This is a genomic window from Qipengyuania profundimaris (genome assembly GCF_030717945.1).
Lineage (GTDB): Bacteria > Pseudomonadota > Alphaproteobacteria > Sphingomonadales > Sphingomonadaceae > Qipengyuania > Qipengyuania profundimaris.
This window is the reverse complement of sequence record NZ_JAVAIM010000001.1, coordinates 85,203-104,108: the sequence shown is the minus strand read 5'-3', so window position 1 is coordinate 104,108 and position 18,906 is coordinate 85,203. Positions and strand designations below refer to the sequence as shown.

Below are 18,906 nucleotides of genomic sequence, written 5' to 3'. Positions count from 1 at the left end.
AAGGAATGTCATGGCAAAGGTGAATGCATTGGTTCTGGCGCTGGGCGCATCGCTCGCGGTCGTCGCGGCACCGGCGCTCGCACAGGCTTCGCTCGCCATGCTGGATTCGCTCGACAAGGGCGGCTGGGAATTGCGCTATCGCGACGGCAGCACGGCGCGGAAGGTCTGCCTTCGCAGCGGCCGCGAATTCATTCAGCTGCGTCACCGGGGGTCCGGCTGCAATCGCTTCGTTGTCGAGGACGGCGCCCGCGAGGTCACGATCCAATATACCTGTCGCGGCAACGGATATGGCCGGACGAGCATCCGCAAGGAAACCGGCAGCCTGGTGCAGATCGACAGCCAGGGTATCGCCGATGGCAAGCCCTTCGAATTCTCGGCAGAGGCGCGCCGCACGGGATCCTGTAACTGACGGTTGCCGCCACCGCTGAAGCGTCCTAGCGGCTTGGCGCATGACGACATTTGCAAGCGATCGCGGGAAGGGCCCCGCCGTGGTCCTGCTTTCGGGCGGGCTGGACTCCATGGTGACTGCGGCACTGGCCGCCGAAAGCGGGCATGAAGTCCATGCGCTGACGATCGACTACGGGCAGCGACATGTGCGCGAATTGCAGTCGGCCAAGGCGATCGCCGAGAAGCTGGACGTGGCACGCCATGTCCAGCTGCCCCTGGATTTGCGCAAATTCGGCGGCTCTGCGCTGACCGACGACATCGCAGTCCCGAAATCGGGCGTCGGGAACGACATTCCCGTGACCTACGTCCCCGCACGCAATCTTGTCTTTCTGGCACTGACGACGGCCTTCGCGGAGACATCGGCATCGCGTGACATTTTCATCGGCGTGAATGCGCTGGACTATTCGGGCTATCCCGACTGTCGCCCCGAATTCATCGCGAGCTTTGCCGAAACGGCGCGGCTCGGCACGAAGCAGGGGGTCGGAGGCGCTCCCTTCACCATCCATGCGCCGCTTCAGAATATGTCGAAAGCAGACATCGCGCGCGAGTGCGACAGGCTCGGCCTCGACCCGGCCTGGAGCTGGTCCTGCTACGATCCGACACCGACGGGCGAGGCCTGCGGTGCATGCGACTCGTGCCGTTTGCGCCGAAAGGGCTTTGCCGAAGCAGGGCTAGTCGATACCACCGTCTACGCAGAGGATGCCCCTCGCGTGACGGAGTAGGAATTTGACCGAGAATACCGCAGCTTCCGAAGACCAGACCCAGACAGTCAGCGAGGCGACCGGTAAGGTCCCCGCCTACAGCTGGTACGCGCTCGGCGTATTGGTGATCGTCTACGTCCTGAATTTCGTCGATCGGAACATCATCTCGATCCTCGCAGAAGACATCAAGGCCGACCTTGGTTTGCGGGACGACCAGATCGGCTTCCTCTACGGCACGGCGTTCGGCGTGTTCTATGCGCTCTTCGGCATCCCCTTGGGCAAGCTGGCCGATAGCTGGCATCGCGTAAGGCTCATGACGGCCGGCCTCGCGATCTGGTCCGCATTTACCGCTCTTTCGGGGTTCGCCAAAAACTTCACGACGCTCAGCATCGCACGGATCGGCGTGGGTGTCGGGGAGGCGACGGCCAGCCCGAGCGCCTACTCGCTAATCTCGGACTGGTTTCCGAAGAAGATGCGCGCCACCGCACTCGCGATCTATTCCTCCGGTCTTTACATCGGCGGTGGTATCTCGCTGCTGATCGGCGGCGCGATCGTCGAGAACTGGAACCAGGCGTATCCGGTCGATGCACCGCTCGGGCTCGCCGGTTGGCAAGCGGCCTTCATCATCGTGGGCCTGCCCGGACTGTTGCTCGCCCTTCTCGTCTTTACGTTGCGGGAGCCGGTGCGCGGGCAGAGCGAAGGGATCGTCACCCCGCCAGCAAAAGATCCCTTTCGTGGCTTCTTCAAAGAGCTCGTCGCGGTCATTCCGCCGTTCACGCTGATTGGCGCTGCACAAGGCGGCACCAAAGGCATAGTAGTCAATTTGCTTGGTGCCGCAATCATCGGCGGCATCGCCTTCGCCATGGCGGACTTCACCGGCAATGCGCAGCAATGGGGCGCAGTCGGGATCGGATATTACGCGATCTTCTCCTGGGCATCGACATTGAAGCGCCGGGACGAGCCGACCTTCTCGCTTATTTGGGGGACCCCGGCGTTCCTCACGACCATCCTCGGTTACGGCATGGTCGCCTTCATGTCCTATGCGGCGAGTTTCTGGGCGGCACCCTACGCGATCCGGATCTTGGGCGAGGCGCCCTCGACCGCCGGTTGGTGGATTGGTGGCCCTGGCGCGGTCGCAGGGTTCTTGGGCGTCATTCTCGGTGGCCGGCTGGCGGATTGGCTGAGGGAGCGCCTGCCTGCCGGAAGGCTCATCGTGGTCGCCTTCGGTCTCGCCGCAGCCTCGCCCTTCCTCTATCTGATGTTCACCACCCAGAACCCGACGCTGTTCTACATCGCGGCATTCATGCAATCGCTTTTCGGCAGCTCGGCTTTGGGCGGCGCAGCGGCGACGACGCAGGATCTCGTTCTGCCACGCATGCGCGGAACGGCGACCGCGACGTTCTTCCTGGCCACAACCCTGGTCGGGCTTGCTTTGGGCCCATACATGGCCGGGCAGGTGTCCAGCATGACGGGAAGCCTGTCGACCGGTGGGCTCAGCCTGCTTGTCGCGCTACCCATCGGCCTTGTCCTGCTTGCGATAGCCTACCGGACGGTGCCGACGGCAGAGCGAACGGTGCTCGAGCGTGCACGGGCGGCTGGCGAGCCGATTTAGGGTCCAATACCTTAGGGGGGCGCCTTTGTGCGAGCAGGCCGGAGCCTGCTCGCACTGCCAGGATGTCCTGATGCGCCGAGAGCGGCCTGCTTAGAGAATGGCTCAGGCCTGTTCGATCACGCCGCAGGCGACCCGCGATCCTGCATCGCCGGCCGGATCGGTAACGTAATCGTCGGGACCGGCATGGATCACTACGGCTGTCCCATCGGCGTCGAAGATGTCGGCAAGGACCTGCGTGGCGTTGCCCTCCAGATCGATTTGGGCGCTGGCCGTGCGATTGGCACCCACGACAAGGTTGGGAAGGTCGCCGAGGTGCTTGCCGCCGTCGGATAGCGAACCGTGCGTGTTGTTTCCCGGATTGAGGTGGCCGCCTGCGCTGGTAAAATCGGGAGCTGTGCAGCTACCTGTGGTGTGCAGGTGAAAGCCATGCTCGCCCGGTGCCAAGCCGACTGCGGCGATAGCGACCGAGACCGTGTTTCCGTTCCTGAGCAACTGCACCGTACCTGCCGGGACGCCCTGCGCGGTCTGCAAGGTCGCCGTTCCCACGCGTTCGTCGGGAATGGAATCGACCGTGCTGCACGCGCCGAGGAGCGCGGCGGTACCGATGGTAATCACTGTGTTACGTGCGATCATTGCTGTCCTCCAAAAATAAAGACTTCGATGACGCAACGAAAAAGGGGCCGGATTGCTCCGGCCCCTCGTTCATTTCCGCTTTGAAAGCGAACCTTACATGCCCGAACCCGGACCGTAGGTGATTTCCACGCGGCGGTTCTGCAGTTCGCGGACACCGTCGGCGGTCGGAACGCGGAGCTGGCTTTCGCCGAAGGCTTCGCTGGTGATCCGGCCACCCGGTACGCCGCGGCTGGTCAGGTAGTCGCGAACCGACGAGTTACGACGTTCGGCGAGGCCCATGTTGTAGGCGGTCGAACCCGAAGTATCGGTGTGACCTGCCAGCATGACTGCTGCCGTACCGCAGTTGGCATAAGCCGAAACTGCGTTGTCGAGGATCGTCGCTGCTTCCGGAGTGATGTCCGATTCGTCCCAGTTGAAGAAGACGATGTACGGACCCTGCTCGCAAACCGGAGCCGGCGGCGGCGGCGGCGGCGGCGGGGGAGGCGGCGGCGGGGGCGGCGGCGGCGGCGGCGGCGGAGGCGGCGGTGCCACGCCGAAGTTGTAGGTCAGCGTACCCATGAGCGAGTGAGTGCTAACCTTGTCGTCGAGGCTGTTTCCAGCCAGGTCGACGAGGTCGACGCCCGTCGCGTTGAAGTAACGATAGCGCAGGCCAACGTCCCAATTGTCGCTCAGCGGAGCGCGCACACCGGCCAGAGCCTGCCAGGCGAAGCCGCTGTCCGAATCGTCGAGAGCCGTAAGGCCCGAGCCGCCGACGTCGACGCTGGTGCGAGCCACACCGGCACCGCCACCGACATAGCCCTGAAGGCCGTCGTCGGGACCGAAGTCGATCAGGCCGTTGAGCATGAACGAAAGGATGCTGGTCGAACCAGGAGCTTCATACTGGCCAGCCGGGACAGTGAAGCCGTTGCTGAGCAGTCCGCCGAGTGCGCCGACAGTGATGGTGTCGAGATCGGCTTCGCGATAGCTGACTTCGGCTTCGGCACGGAACGCACCGAAATCGTAGCCAACGAAACCGCCGAAGTCGTAACCAGCGTCGTGATCGAGCGTGACGACATCGCTGTTTGCCGCGCCGTCGCGATCGAAATCGATATCCTGGACGATCATTGCGCCCCCTTCGAGGCCGACGTACCAGGCGTCGTCCTTGGCGAGGGCAGGCGATGCAAGGGCCGTAGAGGCCATCGCCATGCCTATGACGAATTTCCGCATTATAGTTTCCCCTTTTTGCGAATAAGAGCCACCGAGTGCAATATCTCTAACTTTTCACCCGAAAGGTGGCAAGCGGGCAATGCCCGCAAACTGTTGCATTTATGCCGCTCTTACGAACTGCGCCATGCAAATTTACAGAAGATGATCCCTCCATGCGCCCCGAAACGCCGAAAAGCGCATCGGGTTCCCGGCATAATTCAGACGATTAACCCGGCCTGCCGGACGGCTGTAAGCAATGAGTCGATAGCGGCGCGGGCTTCGCTGTCGATCACCGATCCGCCGGTGGGGGAAGCGAACGTCGGCGCGCTCGCCCAGCTTCCGGAAAAGTGGCGTTTCGCACCGGTCGAAAGATCATGGACGGCAAGCCCGTTCGCGGGGCTCGCGAAGGTCCATTGCGCGCCGTCCCAACCGGCGATCGCGTCGTCCTGCCCGGCCCATGCATCGACGGCCCCGGCCTCGACGATCCAGCACTCTCCTGCAGCAGGCGAGCTGGGCGGAGTTGCCGCCGCACCCGTCACCACCGGGTGCATCAGCATGTCGATGAGCGCGAGGCTCTCGTTCACGAACAGCTCTTTTTGTGCTTGCCCTGCAGGCATGGCTGTGCTGCGGGCCTCGCAGGCCCTCCGGCTCGGCTGCCGTGTACAGCGTGGCCTGCGCTCCGTTCGGCCAGGTCAGTCGCCTTAGCGAGGGTTCGAATACCGGCGCGCCGCCCGCCGCTTCGGCGCAACAGGCCAGCAGTCCGCTTTCGCCTTCGACCATGACGGCCCGGCCTTCGCCCAGATTGGCGGCCACCAGCGCGATGCGCGCTTCGGGGTTTTTCTCCGCGACGAAGCGGACCCACTCCGCCCCGGCGCGGGTCTTGCCGAACCCGCGCCCGGCCATGATCAGCCAGACGAACCATTGATCGTCACGCGGCAGCTGGCCTGCATGCGCATGATTGCGAAAGTCGCCGTGGAAGGCGTTGCGTTCTTCCTCGGTCATGCCGTGGATGAAAACCTCGCGCTCCACCGGGGTGAGGCGCGCCCATATGCCCGGGCGTGAAACGATATCGCTCATGCCGGTGCGATGTCCCGGCCAGCCACCTTCCTGCGCAATTCCTCGACCTTGCGATCAATGGTTTCGCGGACCTGCGCGGCGCTGACGTTGGCGCGCTGGGCCCGCTCCTTCGCGATGGTTTCCTTGTGCGCGGCAAGCAGGCGCAGCGCCACGGCGACGTCCATCTTCCGCTCGGGAGACGGATTGCGCAGGTACCCCAGCACTTCCATTTCCAGATTGGCATAGCCTTCGAACAGGGCCTCGCGCCACGCAGCGGCAAAACCGCGATCCGCGCGGCGGGTGCGATAGACCTCACCCGGCTTGACCCCGGCCACCGTGGCAGAGGCGGAGACATTGGAGGTGGCCGCCAGTTCTTCGAGAAACACGGTCTTCCACCGGTCTGCCATGCGCCGGGCCGCGCTGTGCGTGTTCGCCTTGCGCCCGCTGAGGGCGAAAATTTCCAGCGCCTCGTCCCAGGCCCGGCTGAAGCTGCTGCAAGACTTCTTGCGGGTATAGGGCCCGCGGGTGGTGATGCCGGCGGCCTGGGCGGCGGCGGTCACCTTGCCGAACTGCTTGAGCCCTTCGATGAAGCTATCCTCCCACCAAGGGCGCTCGCCCGCACTTTCGTTTGTCATCCGTCCCTCCCGGAATATGGCCGATTATCGATGGCGTGACGCAAAAGCGGCCCGCCGACCGATGGGGTCGGGGGCCGCATGCTCCGGCCGGGTGGCCGGTGAATCACACTATCGCGATGTTCCAGTTATGTACCCAAACAGCGTTACGATGTCAATGATAAAGTGCCAAATAGGTTCGTGCCGAGATCATTGCCAACAGCGCCGCGCTCGCCTAGTCCGGCGCGTGTCGGAAACGCCTGGGGTCCTGCCAACATCATGCTCATGAAACCGCTGCGCGGTCTGTACGAATGGACCATGGAAAAGGCCTCGCACCCCCATGCGGAATGGTGGCTGGCGTTCTTCTGCTTCGTCGAATCGAGCTTCTTCCCGATCCCGCCGCACCCGCTGCTCGGCCTGATGTGCCTGGCGGAGCCGAACAAGGCGATCCGCTTTTCGATCATCGCCACGCTGTCCTCGGTGGCGGGCGCGCTGCTCGGCTATGCGATCGGCTGGGGGCTCTACGATACGGTCGGCGTCTGGCTGATCGGCACGCTCGGCCTGACAGAGGCCTTCCCCGTCGCCGCCTGCCATTTGCGCGAATACGATTTCGAAGCGATCCTGATCGCCGGCGCGACGCCGGTGCCGTTCAAGCTGCTGACGATCACCGCCGGCTTCGTCGGCATGAACCTCGTGACCTTCGTGCTCTCCAGCCTGTTCGCCCGCGCGCTGATCTTCATGACCGTGGGCATATTGTTCCGCGTCTTCGGCGCCCCGATCAAGCGGGTGATCGACAAGTATCTCGGCACGGTGACCACGGTGTTCGTCCTGCTGGTCATCGGCGGCATCCTGGTGCTGACCCAGCTCGGCGGCAGCGAGGACGAGGACGGCGGGCCGTGCGCGAATGCGACCGAGGTCAATCCGAAGGCTTGATGCGCAAGGCGGAGCGGGGAGTGTCCGCTAACGACTTAAAGGGGCCTTACACGAATATTGAAATAAACCCCGTGTGTGATTAACGAGAAATATGGACGCGCACCTCGAACTCACCCAGATACTGGAAGACACAATGGAATGGGTCTTGGATACGAGGATGAATTTCGATCACGTTTATAGTAAATGGTCGTCGCAAGGCGATTTACTAGCGCAATTGAATGAACACATTTCGGATGCACATGAAAAGACCGCCGACTTTGGTAAGCTATTCATGCTGTTTGCCCCCACCGCAGGTTTGTGCGAAATCGTAACAACCGATAGCTCGATAAAACGCTACATGGTGTTAGCCGCTCGATTTGACGATTGGTATGCTTCCGTCCGCCCAGTATGAGCGACAGGTAACCACCCATTTCCGGACTTTCGATGAGCGTGTGGCGCGCACCACAACCGGACCGACCGCTAACCGCCCTACTGGCCAAGAACTGGACGGTCAGCGAGCGCCTCAATTGCGGACATCCAACATTAGCCCGGGTACGGCAGCCCTTCACCGCGGTGAAATAGGATTTCTTGTCGGGCAATAGGCGTAAACCCCGAAATGTCGGCTGTCATGAGGATGCCGCGATCTCTCCAAGCCCCTCCCAGAACCTCCGCGGCTCGCTGCTGCAGCATTTCGCTGGCACCCGGGTCGCTCGCTACCTTTGCAAGCTCGGGCAAAGCTACGTCGAGAGAATGGATCAAGAGAGCGGCATAGTCGCGCTCCCAATCATCCGCGTCGGGATTTCTGAAAATCTCCAAAGCCTCTAGAGGCGTTTTTGGAATGGGCATTCAAGCATCTCCAACAGCTAGACATGCAGTGCTTCGTGCAACCTTTGCACTAATTATCATGTAAATGGTACGGCAGCTAACCACCCATCTAAAGCCGCTTTCACCGAGTTAACGGTGAATTAGAAGCGGACCTTCGGCTAAACGACCCGATTGCGGTCAATCGTTTACTGTCCAGAATCGCAGTTTCAGTGTTGCTTGCCCTGCCGTCCAGAAGCTGCTTCGCCCAATCGCAAAAAACGAGCGGCATTGTCGTGCAGTATCATCCGCTTCTGCTCAGTGGAAAGGTAGGGCGCGCGATTGATCGCATCGATCCCTAACCCAATCGCGCCGGGCCAGTTCATCTGGTCAGAACCGAACATTATCCGATCAGCGAAACCTGCTTGAACCAACTCTTTCAAAAAAGAGGAATACTCCGCTTCTGGCAATGCGAACTGGAGCACACCCGTTTCGACCATCAGCTGCGGGTGGACGTAGAGCAGAGCCTTCATCTCGGCAACGAAAGGGTAACCGGCATGCATCACAAACAAGCGGAGATCGGGATAAGCGTTTAGAACCTCTTCGAGATGAGAGGGGTGCTGTACGCGAAATTCAGGATAGAGCTTGGCCGTGCCAGGAGGGCCAAGACCCACATGGATGCCAACCGGCATGCCGGTTCTTTCAGCCATTGCCCAGAACGCATCCATTCGCGGGTCATCTGCCATGATCCCTGCATACTGATTGGTTATTTCAGAGATAGCGACGATCTGTTTAGCGTCGAACTCTGCTTCAAGACTGTCGGGCGAAACTTCTTCGTCACGAGAGAGGTTGAGATGGCGAGCCGGCCAGAAAAGGTCGGGTGCGGCTGCCACCCAGTCATCTACTCGATCGGCTGGCCCTCCCAACAATCCCCGTACGTTACGCGCTCGCATCTCTGCGATGGTTTCGTCCCGCAGCGCTTCATCGGTAAGGGAGCCTTCGATAGCCTGATCACAAGGGCGACCGAGTATGTTGGTCATAAGGTGCTGCGCCCAAGGTACGCTGCCATCGTACCGAAATTCCGCTATGTTCGGGCAAAGTGGAGTTCCGGGAGGGCCATTCCCATCAGCAGGATAGGCATGAATATGCATATCGATGACAGGCCCTTCATATTCGGGCGTTTGCGCATTGGACACCGAAGCCAAATTCAATGCAGCGACCAGTGCAAAAAATAGCCTCAAACGCACCATTCGTCATCTCCCCGGACAATGCCGAATAGGCAACTTAGCAAGAAACCCGCCGGATGTCTGCTTCCCACCCAAAAGCAGCCTGACCCTTGTCGCTCACTCCAGCGCAAACAGCCCTAGCGCAGCGCGGTCCGGGATCGCGATGCTGCCGTAGCCGCGCGTCACCAGCTTGCGTTTCTGCAATTCGCCCAGCGCCGCATTGGCGGTGGCGCGGGTGATGCCGAGCAGCTCGGCGAGTTCCTGCTGGGTGATGGCGACGCTCGCAGGCCCGTCGCCCGGGCCGGCCATATTGGCGAGCAGCCCCGCCATGCGCGCCGGGTTGGTCCCGCGCCGCATACCGGCCAGCTGGCCGAGCGTGTCCTGCAACTGCTCCGACAGCGCGCCGAGCAGCGCGCGCATCGAGGCGGGGTAATTCCCCAGCGCATCGAGGAAGGCCTTCGCCCCGATCAGCCGCAAGCTACTTTCCCCGCGCGACACGGCGTCGACGATCCGCGGCCGCTGCGCGAAGACTGCCAGCTCGCCATAGGAATCGCCCGGGCCGAGCAGGGCGACTGCGCGGAAGTCGCCATCGCGCCCGAACTGGCCGACCATGACCGCGCCATCCTCGATCAGCCAGAAGCCATCGGCCACTTGCCCGCGCTGCTGGATGATCTGCCCGTCGGCGAATTGCCGCAGCCGCGCCCCACGCTTCAGATGCGCCTGCAGGCCTGTATCGAGGCTGGCGAACAGCATCGGCGCGGCCAGCGACCGCCGAGTCGCGGAAGATTGTAAAAATCCCGACATTCTTTCGCTTCGGTAAAGGCTATCCCGGGAATCGACAAGCACACGCAATTTTGTCGGAGACCCGCAATGCCCACCTCAACCCTGGCGATCGTCGCGATCTATTTCGGCTATGCCGCGCTCGAACTGTGGCGCTCGGACCTGTTCGGCAAGGCGGAGCAGACCCGCGATGACGGGATCGTCGAGGCGGTCAGCATGACCATGCTGTTGGCGGTCACCCAGCCCGCAGTATTGTTCTTGGCCGGCGCCATCGCCGACATGATCGCGCCGAGCTATGCGGGCGCGCTATCTGGGCTGAACGTGTTTGCGGCGATCGCGCTGTTTTTGGTCGCGGACGACATGCTCCAATACTGGTGGCACCGCGCGAGCCATTCGACGCATTGGCTCTACAACCTGCACCGCGCGCATCATAACGCGCGCTACATGAGCGTGCGCTTGGTGTACCGGAATAACGTGATCTATTATGCCCTGATGCCGAGCCTGTGGATGTCGGGGGTGCTGATCTGGCTGGGGCTGGGCTGGGTCTATGCGGGCTATATCGTGGTGAAGCTGCTGGTGATCACCGGCGCACATTCGGATGTCGCCTGGGACAAGCCGCTCTACCGGATCGGCTGGCTCTCCCCCGTCATGTGGGTGGTGGAGCGCACGATCTCGACCCCCGCCACGCACCACGCCCACCACGGTCGCCATGCGGACGATCCGGCGGTGCAGTACAAGGGGAACTACGGGAATTTGCTGTTTTTCTGGGACGTGCTGTTCGGCACCGCGAAGATCACGCGCACCTATCCGCAGAGCTACGGGGTGGAAAACCTCGCCCCGGCGACGCTCGGCCAACAGTTGCTGTGGCCGATCTTCCAGGAGAACAAGGGCGAGACCTGCGAACCGGTTGGAGAGGAGGCGGCACCCGAGGCCGCCTGACTAGCGGCCCGGCTGGACATCGCGCCCGGCCGGGCTGCACAGCAATCAGCCTTCGAACTCGGTCTCCAGCGTGATCTCGGCATTCAGCAGTTTCGAGATCGGGCAATTCGCCTTGGCATCGGCGGCCAGCTCCTCGAACTTCGCCTGGTCCATTCCGGGGACCTTGCCCTTGGTGGACAGCGCCGATTTGGTCACCGTGAAGCCGTCGCCGTCCTTCTCCAGGCTGACTTCGGCGCTGGTGGTGACGCTGCCGTCGGTATGGCCGGCTTCGGCCAGCTTGAACGAGAGGGCCATGGTGAAGCAGCTGGCATGGGCCGCTGCGATCAGCTCTTCCGGATTGGTCCCGGCCTTGTCCTCGAAGCGGGTCTGGAATCCGTAGGGCTGGGCGGCGAGCGCGCCGGAGCCGGTCGAGACGTGGCCCTTGCCGTCCTTGCCGAGGCCTTCGTAAGTGGCGCTGCCGTGTTTTGTGATGGTCATGATTGGGAAACTCCTTTCGCCCCCCTTAGCGAGCGGCAGGTGAGAGGGTTCCGCCTCTTCCTACATCATGTGCATGACCGCAGGCGCGAAGGAAATTGCGAGCGAAACGAAGGCTGCGAAGGTGCCGGAGGTTCCGGCAAGGGTCGTGAACGGGCTGCTGTTGGTAATGGCGAACATGGGACTTCTCCTTGATGTCTTTGCATCATGGTCTGCCGCGCCATGCCGCCGGGTTACAGTGACCATCCAAAAGAAAAGGGCGACCGCGATGGCCGCCCTCTTTCACTGTTCAATCAATCGTCGTCGCGGCGGCGATCCCGGCGCCTCTCGCGCCTCTCGCGACGCTGGTCCCTGCGTGCCTCCTGTCGGCGATCGCGCCGGGCTTCGCGCCTCGCGTCCTGTCGGCGTTCCTGCCGAGCCTCGCGCCGCGCTTCCTGACGGGCGCGCTGGCGGGCTTGTTGGCGTGCTTGCTGACGCTGCTGCTGTCTTGCTTGCTGGCGGACGCGTTGCCGCGCTTCCTGGCGTGCCTCGCGGCGGCGTTCCGCGCGTTGCTGCTGGCGATAATCGCGGCGCGCTTCCTGCCGGCGTTCGCGGCGGACTTCGCGGCGACGTTCGGCTCTGCGCTCCTGCCGGTAATCGCGCCTACGCTCCGCCCGACGTTCCGCGCGGCGTTCCCACCGGTCCCAATTGTTGCGCAGGCGACGCTGGTCGCGGACCGCGGCGCGGCGGGCGAGCCAGTAGCGTTGCTGGCGCGCATTCCAGCGATGGCGGCGGCGGTCGCGGTCGTAAACGTAATAGCCGGTGCCCGGATAATAGAAGTCGTCGTACCAGCCGTAATAGCCGTCGGTGTAATAGCGATCGTCGTAATAGCCGTTGCCGTAATATCCGGCGCTACCGACCGACAATCCGCCGTAGGATCCGACGCTGCAGGCACCGAGCAAGGTAGTGCCGGCGGCCACCGCCAGCGCTGTTCGTTTGGATAGTCCCATCCCGTAATCTCCTGAATTCGTTGGAGACGGTCTAGGGGGCGGGCATTGAACGCGTTGTGAACCCGCGGTCAGGCGCGGTTCATGCGGGCCGAACGGCTCAGATAATGCCGACCTGCTTGCCTGCTTTCTCGAAGATCGAGAGGATCTCTCCGACCTCCTCCTCGCTGTGTTCGGCGCAGAGCGAGCAGCGCAACAGCGTCATGTTGGCAGGCGTCGCCGGCGGCCTCGCGAGGTTCACGTAGAGCCCACCCTGGATCAGTGCCTCCCACATCGCCGCGCCCTGCTGAAGGTCGGGCATGATCACTGCGATGATGGCGCTTTGCGGTTCATCGGTTCCCAGATTGAAACCGAGGTCCTTGAGGCCCTTGTGGAGGTTCTTTGAATTCTCCCACAGATGCGCGCGCTTGTTCGATCCGTGCATGAGCTTGCGTATCGAGGTGCAGGCAGTCGCCACTACGCTGGGCGGCAGCGAGGCGGTGAAGACATAGGGGCGACAGACGAGGCGCATGATCTCGAACTTGGGATGGTTCGAAACGCAGAACCCGCCGACCGTGCCGACGCTCTTGGAGAAGGTGCCGATGATGAAATCGACATCGTCGATCACACCCGCATCCTCGACCACGCCGCGGCCGTTTTCGCCTATGAAACCCATCGAATGCGCTTCGTCGACCAGCACCATCGCGCCGTATTTCTTGGCGACCGCGACCATTTCCTTCAGCGGGGCGACGTCGCCGAGCATCGAGTAGACGCCCTCCAGGATCACCAGCTTGCCCGCGCCTTCGGGAATGCGCTTGAGGCGCTTTTCCATCGCCTCGATATCATTGTGCTTGAACGGCACGACTTCGGCCTGGCCCAACGCGCAGCCGTCCCAGATGCTGGCATGGCTGTCGATGTCGAGGACGATGTAGTCGCCCTTTCCGGCGATGGTGCTGATGATGCCCAGATTGGCCTGGTAGCCGGTCGAGAAGACCATCGCATGGTCCATCTCGTAGAAGTCCATCAGCGCCTGCTCGACTTCCTTGTGACCTTGATAGGTTCCGTTCAGCACGCGGCTGCCGGTGGTGCCGGTACCGAAATCGGACAGCGCCTGCTTACCCGCCTCGACCACGTCGGGGTCGAAGGTCATGCCCATGTAATTGTAAGTGCCGAGCAGGATGGTGTCGCGCCCGTTGCAGATCGCACGGGTGGGCGACAGGACCTTTTCCATGACCAGGTTGAAAGGGTCTTCCTGCCCGCTGGACAAAAGCCCTTCGCGCAGCGCGATTACGTCGTCGAACTTCGAGAGCAGGTCCTTGCCTTCGCCCTCGATTGCCTGCGGCTGGTCCGGCTGGCTGATACCCTCGCTCATCAGTCGGCCTGCAGCTTGGTCACGGCGTCGACCAGCTGACCGTAATTCTCGATCTCGGCCTGCTGATTCATCGAGATGATTATGTCGAACTCGTCCTCGATCTCGGCCACGAAATCCATCACCGTCAGGCTGTCGAATTCGAGATCGTTCTGGAAGGTCGTCTCGTCCTTGATCGTCACGCCCTTCTTGTTGAACGGCTCGATCAGCGAGCGGATTTTGGTGTCGACTTCGGCGCGGTCCATGCAGGTGGTCCAATTCTGTTGGTGGGCAGCGTCAATGCTGCACGATAGACGCGCGGCAAAGCGGTCTAAGGGGGTCTTTGTCAAGGTTTCGCGCGCGCCGGAAGACGCGGATCAATCCGCAATCAGGCCGCGCACCTTGGCCATGAACGGCGTGATCGAGACCGGTTTGGCCAGGTAATCCGCCGCCCCCGCTTCGCGAATTCGCTCTTCGTCGCCCTTGCCCGCATAGGCAGTGACGGCGAGCACCGGGACTTCCGCCATCGCGGCGTCGCGTTTCAGCTGGGCGATCAGGTCGACCCCGCTGATGTTCGGCAGCTGGATGTCCATGATGACGAGGTGGGGGGTGAATTTCTTCGCCGTCGCCACCACGTTGGAGCCGTCGGCGACGGGAACGACTTCATAGCCGTTGGCTTTGAGGACATCGCAGAACAACTTGCGATTGAGATCGTTGTCCTCGACAACCAGAATTCTCTTAGCCACGCGGCGATGCCTCCTTGCCTTGCGGCTGCGCCATATGGAAAACGACAGGACGTGACAATCATTCGCGAGACATCGAACAGACATGGCGAAACCCGCGCCCCCGAAGTGCTGGCGCTGGAGGCGCTCGGCTGGGCGCTGGCGGACGAAGCACGGGCGGAGAGACTGCTGTCGCTGACGGGTCTCACGCCGGAGCATCTGCGCCACGGGATCGAGGACCGCGCCGTGCAGGCCGCCGTGCTGGAATTCCTCGCCAATCACGAACCCGACCTCGTGCTGGCGGCGGACAATCTGCAGACCACCCCCGAAGCCCTCATCGCTGCACACAGGGAGCTGTCCGCATGAGCCGCCCGCTGATCATCTCCGACTGCGACGAAGTCCTGCTCTACATGGTCTCGCCCTTCCGCGACTGGCTTGCCGAAACGCAGGGCGTCGAATTCCGTATGGAGGGCAACGACTTCGGCAGCGCGCTACGCTGGCAGGACAGCGGCGAGGTGCTCCCGCAAGAAGAAATCTGGCGCAAGCTGGGCGGGTTCTTCGATACCGAGATGCACCGCCAGACCGCCATCCCCGGCGCGATCGAGGGCCTCAACGCACTGGCCGACCACGCCGATGTCGTGGTGCTCACTAATCTGGTCGACAAGCGGCAGGAGATGCGCCGCGAGCAGCTCGCCGATCACGGTCTGGAAGCGCGGGTGTTCACCAACCAGGGTCCGAAGGGGCCCGCGCTGCAGGCGATCTTGGACGAATACCGGCCGAGCAAGGCGATTTTCATCGACGATCTGGCGCAGCATCACCGCTCGGCGCGCGAGACGCTGGATGATATCACCACCCTCCATCTCTGCGGCGAGCCGATGATCGCCCCGCACATCGACTGCGCGCACAAGTCGGGCCATGCCGACGCGCGGATCGATACGTGGGACCATGCGCTGCCCTGGCTGATGGAACGACTGGAAAAGGAGCCTGCATGAGCATTGCCGAACGTCTCGAAGAATTGAAGATCGTACTGCCGGAAGCTGCCGCTCCAGTGGCCAGCTACAAGCCGCTCGTCGTTCATGGCGGGGTGGCATACGTCTCGGGCCAGCTGCCCTTCGTTTCGGGTGAGGTCGTAACCGGCAAGCTGGGCGCGGAAGTCGATCTTGAGAAGGGGCGCGAGGCGGCCCGCGCCTGTGGGCTGATGATCCTCGCCCAATTGAACGAAGCCGATTTGCTCGAGAAGGTGGAGCGGGTGGTGAAGCTCGGTGGGTTTGTCGCCAGCACGCCCGACTTCACCCAGCAGCCGCAGGTGGTGAACGGCGCCAGCGACCTGATGTACGAAGTCTTCGGCGATTGCGGTCGCCATGCCCGCGCCGCCGTCGGCGTGCCGGTTCTCCCGCTCGATGCCGCAGTCGAGGTCGATGCGATCATTGCTCTCAAGGCTTGATCAGCGCTTCGTTCCGCAGCTCGATCCGGGACGGGTCGGCTGGCTGGCCGAATGGACCTATGCCCATCGCGGGTTGCATGGCGCGGGCCGCATCGAAAATTCCGCCAGCGCCTTCCGCGCCGCAATCGCAGCAGGCTTCGGCATCGAATGCGACATCCAGCGCAGCGCCGACGATGTCGCCATGGTGTTCCATGACTGGGATTTCACGCGCCTGATCGGGCGGCCGGAAAAATCCGCCAGCCTGACTGCCGCAGAGTGGAAGACGCTGAGCTATCTGGAGGGCGAGGAGCCGCCGATCGCTTTGGCCGACCTGCTCGAACTGGTCGCCGGAAGCGTCCCGATCCTTGTCGAGATCAAGTCGAAGCGCGGCTACGATGTCGAGCGGAGCTGCGAGGCGGTCGCCGAATGCCTTGAGAACTATGACGGCCTGCATGCCGTGATGAGCTTCGACCCGCGTGTATCGCGCTGGTTTCGCAAGAACAGCCCGAAGACAGTGCAGGGGCTGGTGATGCGCGAGGATGACAAGGGCTACACGCAGAAAGCCTGGCAGCGGCGCTTGACGCTATGGGCGGCGCGGCCCGAGTTTCTCGCCTATCATGTCGAGGCGCTCCCCAATCCGATGGTGTCGGCCTTGCGGCAAGCGGGCCTACCGATAGCGACATGGACCGTGAGCACTCCGGCACTGGCAGAGCGCGCGCAGGCCAACGCCGATCTACTGATCGCGGAAGGCGAGGGCATCGGGTGAGCGAGGGAAATACAGAGCTTGCCGCCCGCGTTGCGGGCTCGGTCGGGGCATTCGACAAATCGGAATGGAACGCGCTGGCCGGCGACAATCCCTTCGTCCGTCACGAATTCCTGACCGCGCTGGAAGATTCGGGCAGCGTCGGTGCGAACACCGGCTGGCAGAGCGCGCCTATCGTCGTTTCGGCGGAAGGCGGTCCGCTGCTGGCTGCGATGCCGGCCTATCTCAAGAGCCACAGCCAGGGCGAGTATGTATTCGACCACAGCTGGGCCGATGCTTACGAGCGGGCAGGCGGAAGCTATTACCCCAAGCTCCAAATCGCCGCGCCATTCACGCCCGCAACTGGGCCCCGTCTGCTCTTGGCGGACGACGCGCTTACGGCGCCGCTACTGTCGGCCGCCGAGCAACTCTGCCTTCAGAACGGCTTTTCCTCCGCCCATGCGACCTTCGTCGAGCCGGACCAGCATGCTTTCTTCAAGGATGCCGGCTGGATGCTGCGATCGGATATCCAGTTCCACTGGCACAATCGCGGCTTCGCAGATTTCGACGACTTCCTCGCCAGCCTCGCCTCGCGCAAGCGCAAGGATCTGCGCAAGGAACGCGCAGCGGCGCAAAACGAGGTGGAGATCGTTCGCTTACTCGGCGAGGAGATCGCTCCCGAGCATTGGGACGCCTTCTGGTATTTCTATCAAGACACCGGCGCGCGCAAATGGGGACGGCCTTATCTGACACGCGCGGCCTTCGATCTTTTCTCCGAACGAATGGGGGACCGTCTCCTGCTGGTGCTGGCTCTGCAGGAGGGCCAGCCGGTCGCCGGTGCGCTGAATTTCATCGGGGGCAATGCGCTCTACGGTCGCTACTGGGGCTGCTCGCGCGATATCCGCTTCCTGCATTTCGAGCTGTGCTATTATCAGGCGATCGACGCGGCGATCGAGCTGGGCCTCTCGCGAGTGGAGGCCGGTGCACAGGGCGGTCACAAGCTGGCGCGCGGTTACGAACCGGTCGAGACGATTTCCGCCCACTGGATCGCCGATCGGGGATTTCGCGAGGCGGTCGCCGATTTCCTCGAGCGGGAGCGGGCGGGCGTCGCTGCGGACCGCAACTATCTCCAGAACCGCACGCCCTTCAAGAAAGGCTAAGTGTCAGGCGACTTTGCGCTGGCCGTCGGCGAGCCACTCGCGAGCGCGGCGCTGCGCTTCGGCGATTTCGCGTGCGGTCATTTCGTCCGAAACATCGGCGCGGCACCAGGCGGCCTCTTCATGACCCTTCGACGCGGCGATGTTGAACCATTTGTGCGCCTCGATCATGTCGCAGATGCAACCGTGGCTGCCGGTCGAAAAGGCCACCCCCAGCGCATAGAGCGCGTCGATATTGCCGTTGCTGTAGGCCTCGAGCGAGCGGGCAATCAGGCTCGTCGCCACTGCGCCCTGTTCGATCTTGCCAGCGCCACCTTCGATTCCGATCAGTGCCATCGTCATTCCCCCAATTTCTGTCCGGCCCCCTGCCGGTCTCCATGGGTTCGCGAATTATGGTCAATAAAAGGTTAACGGAGCCGCGAATAATTGCGCGCAGCCAGCCGTCGGGTGCGCTTTTGCACCGTCCGGAAGGTGAACGGCGGACAGGTCGGGATTGCCGCTTGTGTGCATAGGGGTGCTTGCCTATAGGCCGCGCCAATCGGGACGGCGAGGCACCGGAAACATCCGGGCCTGCAGGACGACGGCGATCCGAGTGCAGTATTTGGGTGAGAAAGCGAATGGCCTCACTGGCTAACAGCGACACGGAAAAAAGGCTTGCGGAAGCGAAGGCCGCGATCGGCGCAAACTATACGCCGAGCGAAGACGAAGAATACATGTCCGAGCGCCAACTCGATTATTTCCGTGTACTGCTGCTCGACTGGAAAAAATCGATCCACGATGCTGCGGGCCAGACCTTGCAGTCGCTGCAGGATGGTCCGATCCGCGAACCCGACCTCAACGATCGTGCCTCGTCGGAAACCGACTGGGGCATCGAGCTCAGGACTCGAGATCGCCAGCGCAAGCTGATCTCCAAGATTGACTCCGCCCTCCGGCTCATCGACGCAGGCGAATATGGCTATTGCGCGGTAACCGGCGATCCGATCGGACTGAAACGGCTGATTGCGCGTCCCGTGGCGACCATGACCGTCGAAGCGCAGGAAGCGCATGAACGACGGGAGAAGGTTTCTCGAGACGACTGACTTTTTTCGACGGCAATCCTTTGCCGACTGTTAACCGTTAGCGCCTATCCACCATCGACCGGCATCCGATGTCGGCAATCAAGCGCAGAAACG

Annotated in this window: 25 protein-coding genes and 1 pseudogene; 12 read left to right on the top strand and 14 right to left on the bottom strand. The window is 62.5% G+C overall.

The annotated features are described in order from the left end of the window. The first annotated feature begins 10 nt into the window (after window positions 1-10). Genes Q9K02_RS00515 through Q9K02_RS00505 form a run of 3 tightly spaced genes read left to right on the top strand, consistent with a single transcriptional unit; the run spans window position 11 to window position 2,760 of the window. Window positions 11-409 carry a hypothetical protein gene (locus tag Q9K02_RS00515; protein WP_305931114.1) on the top strand — a complete coding sequence of 133 codons (399 nt, stop codon included), beginning with the start codon at window positions 11-13 and terminating at the stop codon, window positions 407-409. A 40-nt stretch (window positions 410-449) separates the two neighbouring features. After that, a complete protein-coding gene (gene queC / locus Q9K02_RS00510; protein WP_305931113.1) occupies window positions 450-1,169 on the top strand; it encodes a 7-cyano-7-deazaguanine synthase QueC in 720 nt (239 codons plus the stop codon). 4 nt (window positions 1,170-1,173) lie between these two features. Continuing rightward, a complete protein-coding gene (locus Q9K02_RS00505) occupies window positions 1,174-2,760 on the top strand; it encodes a spinster family MFS transporter (protein ID WP_305931112.1) in 1,587 nt (528 codons plus the stop codon). Window positions 2,761-2,862: 102 nt separating this feature from the next. Here the strand turns inward: Q9K02_RS00505 and Q9K02_RS00500 are convergent, their stop codons facing one another. From Q9K02_RS00500 to Q9K02_RS00480, 5 genes and pseudogenes are all read right to left on the bottom strand, one after another. Then, entirely contained in the window at window positions 2,863-3,393 is a 531-nt protein-coding gene (locus tag Q9K02_RS00500; protein ID WP_305931111.1) for a superoxide dismutase family protein, read from the bottom strand. 93 nt (window positions 3,394-3,486) lie between these two features. Beyond that, window positions 3,487-4,599, bottom strand: a complete 1,113-nt coding sequence (locus Q9K02_RS00495) for an OmpA family protein (protein ID WP_305931110.1) — start codon at window positions 4,597-4,599, stop codon at window positions 3,487-3,489. 197 nt (window positions 4,600-4,796) lie between these two features. Further along, window positions 4,797-5,162 (bottom strand): DUF2793 domain-containing protein, encoded by a 366-nt coding sequence (locus tag Q9K02_RS00490; protein ID WP_305931109.1) that lies wholly within the window; start codon window positions 5,160-5,162, stop codon window positions 4,797-4,799. Between the two features lie 43 nt (window positions 5,163-5,205). Beyond that, a pseudogene (locus Q9K02_RS14535) lies at window positions 5,206-5,481 on the bottom strand (terminase large subunit domain-containing protein); the annotation flags it as partial. 170 nt (window positions 5,482-5,651) lie between these two features. Further along, window positions 5,652-6,269, bottom strand: coding sequence for a hypothetical protein (locus Q9K02_RS00480; RefSeq protein WP_305931108.1), 618 nt, complete (start codon window positions 6,267-6,269; stop codon window positions 5,652-5,654). A gap of 255 nt (window positions 6,270-6,524) precedes the next feature. Between Q9K02_RS00480 and Q9K02_RS00475 the strand changes: the two genes are divergently transcribed. Then, window positions 6,525-7,178: a YqaA family protein gene (locus Q9K02_RS00475; RefSeq protein ID WP_305931107.1), complete on the top strand. Its 654-nt coding sequence runs from the start codon at window positions 6,525-6,527 to the stop codon at window positions 7,176-7,178. A 91-nt stretch (window positions 7,179-7,269) separates the two neighbouring features. After that, entirely contained in the window at window positions 7,270-7,569 is a 300-nt protein-coding gene (locus Q9K02_RS00470) for a hypothetical protein (protein WP_305931106.1), read from the top strand. 131 nt (window positions 7,570-7,700) lie between these two features. Here Q9K02_RS00470 and Q9K02_RS00465 read toward each other — a convergent pair whose 3' ends face one another. From Q9K02_RS00465 to Q9K02_RS00455, 3 genes are all read right to left on the bottom strand, one after another. Next, complete coding sequence (locus Q9K02_RS00465) at window positions 7,701-8,003, bottom strand: hypothetical protein (protein WP_305931105.1); 303 nt, start codon at window positions 8,001-8,003, stop codon at window positions 7,701-7,703. Between the two features lie 185 nt (window positions 8,004-8,188). Next, window positions 8,189-9,208, bottom strand: a complete 1,020-nt coding sequence (locus Q9K02_RS00460; RefSeq protein ID WP_305931104.1) for an amidohydrolase family protein — start codon at window positions 9,206-9,208, stop codon at window positions 8,189-8,191. 93 nt (window positions 9,209-9,301) lie between these two features. After that, complete coding sequence (locus Q9K02_RS00455; RefSeq protein WP_305931103.1) at window positions 9,302-9,937, bottom strand: Crp/Fnr family transcriptional regulator; 636 nt, start codon at window positions 9,935-9,937, stop codon at window positions 9,302-9,304. A gap of 117 nt (window positions 9,938-10,054) precedes the next feature. Here Q9K02_RS00455 and Q9K02_RS00450 point away from each other — a divergent pair, with 117 nt between their 5' ends. Further along, on the top strand, window positions 10,055-10,903 hold the full coding sequence (locus Q9K02_RS00450) for a sterol desaturase family protein (protein WP_305931102.1): 849 nt from the start codon (window positions 10,055-10,057) through the stop codon (window positions 10,901-10,903). Between the two features lie 45 nt (window positions 10,904-10,948). On the opposite strand, the gene Q9K02_RS00445 is transcribed toward Q9K02_RS00450, so the two are convergent. From Q9K02_RS00445 to Q9K02_RS00425, 5 genes are all read right to left on the bottom strand, one after another. After that, window positions 10,949-11,380 carry an OsmC family protein gene (locus Q9K02_RS00445; protein ID WP_305931101.1) on the bottom strand — a complete coding sequence of 144 codons (432 nt, stop codon included), beginning with the start codon at window positions 11,378-11,380 and terminating at the stop codon, window positions 10,949-10,951. A gap of 290 nt (window positions 11,381-11,670) precedes the next feature. Beyond that, window positions 11,671-12,366, bottom strand: a complete 696-nt coding sequence (locus Q9K02_RS00440; RefSeq protein ID WP_305931100.1) for a hypothetical protein — start codon at window positions 12,364-12,366, stop codon at window positions 11,671-11,673. A 97-nt stretch (window positions 12,367-12,463) separates the two neighbouring features. Beyond that, window positions 12,464-13,714: a serine palmitoyltransferase gene (gene spt, locus Q9K02_RS00435; protein WP_305931099.1), complete on the bottom strand. Its 1,251-nt coding sequence runs from the start codon at window positions 13,712-13,714 to the stop codon at window positions 12,464-12,466. Then, a complete protein-coding gene (locus Q9K02_RS00430; RefSeq protein ID WP_305931098.1) occupies window positions 13,714-13,956 on the bottom strand; it encodes an acyl carrier protein in 243 nt (80 codons plus the stop codon). Before Q9K02_RS00430 ends, spt begins: the two co-directional genes overlap by 1 nt. A 111-nt stretch (window positions 13,957-14,067) precedes the next feature. After that, window positions 14,068-14,436: a response regulator gene (locus Q9K02_RS00425; RefSeq protein ID WP_305931097.1), complete on the bottom strand. Its 369-nt coding sequence runs from the start codon at window positions 14,434-14,436 to the stop codon at window positions 14,068-14,070. 51 nt (window positions 14,437-14,487) lie between these two features. Here Q9K02_RS00425 and Q9K02_RS00420 point away from each other — a divergent pair, with 51 nt between their 5' ends. From Q9K02_RS00420 to Q9K02_RS00400, 5 genes are read left to right on the top strand one after another with little or no spacing between them, the layout of a single operon-like run. Further along, window positions 14,488-14,778, top strand: coding sequence for a DUF3572 domain-containing protein (locus Q9K02_RS00420; protein WP_305931096.1), 291 nt, complete (start codon window positions 14,488-14,490; stop codon window positions 14,776-14,778). After that, complete coding sequence (locus Q9K02_RS00415; protein WP_305931095.1) at window positions 14,775-15,404, top strand: HAD family hydrolase; 630 nt, start codon at window positions 14,775-14,777, stop codon at window positions 15,402-15,404. Before Q9K02_RS00420 ends, Q9K02_RS00415 begins: the two co-directional genes overlap by 4 nt. After that, entirely contained in the window at window positions 15,401-15,856 is a 456-nt protein-coding gene (locus Q9K02_RS00410) for a RidA family protein (protein WP_305931094.1), read from the top strand. The genes Q9K02_RS00415 and Q9K02_RS00410 overlap by 4 nt, the downstream gene beginning before the upstream one ends. Then, entirely contained in the window at window positions 15,840-16,601 is a 762-nt protein-coding gene (locus Q9K02_RS00405; RefSeq protein ID WP_305931093.1) for a glycerophosphodiester phosphodiesterase family protein, read from the top strand. Before Q9K02_RS00410 ends, Q9K02_RS00405 begins: the two co-directional genes overlap by 17 nt. After that, the gene (locus Q9K02_RS00400; protein WP_305931092.1) at window positions 16,598-17,737 is read left to right on the top strand and encodes a GNAT family N-acetyltransferase; all 1,140 of its coding nucleotides are present in this window, start codon (window positions 16,598-16,600) and stop codon (window positions 17,735-17,737) included. Before Q9K02_RS00405 ends, Q9K02_RS00400 begins: the two co-directional genes overlap by 4 nt. A gap of 3 nt (window positions 17,738-17,740) precedes the next feature. Here Q9K02_RS00400 and Q9K02_RS00395 read toward each other — a convergent pair whose 3' ends face one another. Continuing rightward, entirely contained in the window at window positions 17,741-18,070 is a 330-nt protein-coding gene (locus tag Q9K02_RS00395; protein WP_305931091.1) for a hypothetical protein, read from the bottom strand. A gap of 281 nt (window positions 18,071-18,351) precedes the next feature. Between Q9K02_RS00395 and dksA the strand changes: the two genes are divergently transcribed. Next, complete coding sequence (gene dksA, locus Q9K02_RS00390) at window positions 18,352-18,813, top strand: RNA polymerase-binding protein DksA (RefSeq protein WP_278329593.1); 462 nt, start codon at window positions 18,352-18,354, stop codon at window positions 18,811-18,813. Window positions 18,814-18,906 lie beyond the last annotated feature (93 nt).